This window comes from Leeuwenhoekiella palythoae, from assembly GCF_900130045.1.
Lineage (GTDB): Bacteria > Bacteroidota > Bacteroidia > Flavobacteriales > Flavobacteriaceae > Leeuwenhoekiella > Leeuwenhoekiella palythoae.
On the sequence record NZ_FQXT01000006.1, the window covers coordinates 1 to 1,610 of the forward strand.

A 1,610-nucleotide genomic window follows, 5' to 3' on the forward strand; every position below is an offset into this window, starting at 1 on the left:
GATACCCCTACGATTACCGGTACCGCTGATTCTATAGATAACCTGACCGTTACCGTAGATGGAATAACTTACAGTGAGGGAGATACCAATCTAATAGACAATGGCGACGATACCTGGACGTTACTGATTCCTGCAGCAAATGCACTGGATGATGGGGTGTATAATGTAATTGCGACCGCTACAGATATAGCAGGCAATAGCAGTACAGACACAACCACCGATGAACTTACCGTAGACACCACAGCGCCTGCAGTACCAACAGTGAATACCCAAGAGACCAGCGATACCACACCTACAGTGACCGGTACTGCTGATTCTGAAGATGCTATTGTAGTGACTTTAAACGGAGTAACCTACACCGAAGGAGATGGGGATTTAATAGACAATAATAACGATACGTGGACCTTAAATGTCCCTGCCGGAAACGCACTTGCAGACGGTACGTATGATGTGGCGATCACCGCTACTGATACCGCAGGCAACACCTCTTCAGATGTTACCGTAGATGAGTTGGTGATCAATTCTACCTTACCAACCCAGCCCACCGTGGTACCACAGGTGACCAGTAATCAGTCGCCTACCATTACCGGAACTGCAGACTCTACAGATGATCTAACGGTAACGGTAGACGGGGTTACCTACAGCGAAGGTGATGGTAACTTAACCGATAATACTGATGATACCTGGACGCTGGTACTTCCGGTAGTACTGACCGATGGGGTGTATGATGTAACAGCCACAGTAACCCAAGGCATCCAAACCGCAACTGATCCTACCACTGATGAACTTACGATCGATACAACCGCACCCGCGGTTCCAACGGTAGACTTTTTAATGACTAATGATACTACACCAACGATTACCGGAACCGCGGATTCAGCAGATGATTTAACGGTGATGTTAAACGGAGTAACCTACACCGAAGGCGACGGCAATCTTACGGATAACGGTGACGACACTTGGACGCTGAACGTTCCAGACGTTAACGCACTTGCTGACGGAACTTACGATGTAATGGCGACTGCCACTGATGCAGCGGGCAACAGCAGCAGCGATGCAACTACCGATGAACTTACGATCGATACAACCGCACCGACGGTACCAACGGTTGATTTGTTGACTACCAATGACAACACGCCAACCATTACGGGAACTTCGGATTCTGCAGATGACCTTACCGTGATGTTAAACGGTGTAACCTATACTGAAGGCGACGGCAATCTAACGGATAATGGCGATGACACTTGGACGTTGAACATTCCAGACGCTAACGCACTTCCTGACGGAACTTATGATGTAATGGCGACTGCCACTGATGCAGCGGGCAACAGCAGCAGCGATGCTACTACCGATGAACTTACGATCGATACCATTGCGCCGACAGTTCCAACGGTTGATCTATTGACAACTAATGATAATACGCCAACCATTACCGGAACCGCGGATTCAGCAGATGATTTAACGGTGATGTTAAACGGAGTAACCTATACCGAAGGCGACGGCAATCTGACCGATAACGGCGATGATACGTGGACTTTAGTTGTTCCAGATGCTAACGCACTTCCTGACGGAACTTACGATGTGATGGCTACAGCTACCGATGCAGCCGG

The 1,610-nt window shown here is 48.6% G+C and carries 1 protein-coding gene; it reads left to right on the top strand.

Annotation, left to right across the window (positions count from 1 at the left end; translation table 11 throughout):
• The coding region (locus tag BUA96_RS17315; RefSeq protein WP_233430661.1) for a beta strand repeat-containing protein at positions 1-1,610 on the top strand (1,610 nt) is incomplete at both ends.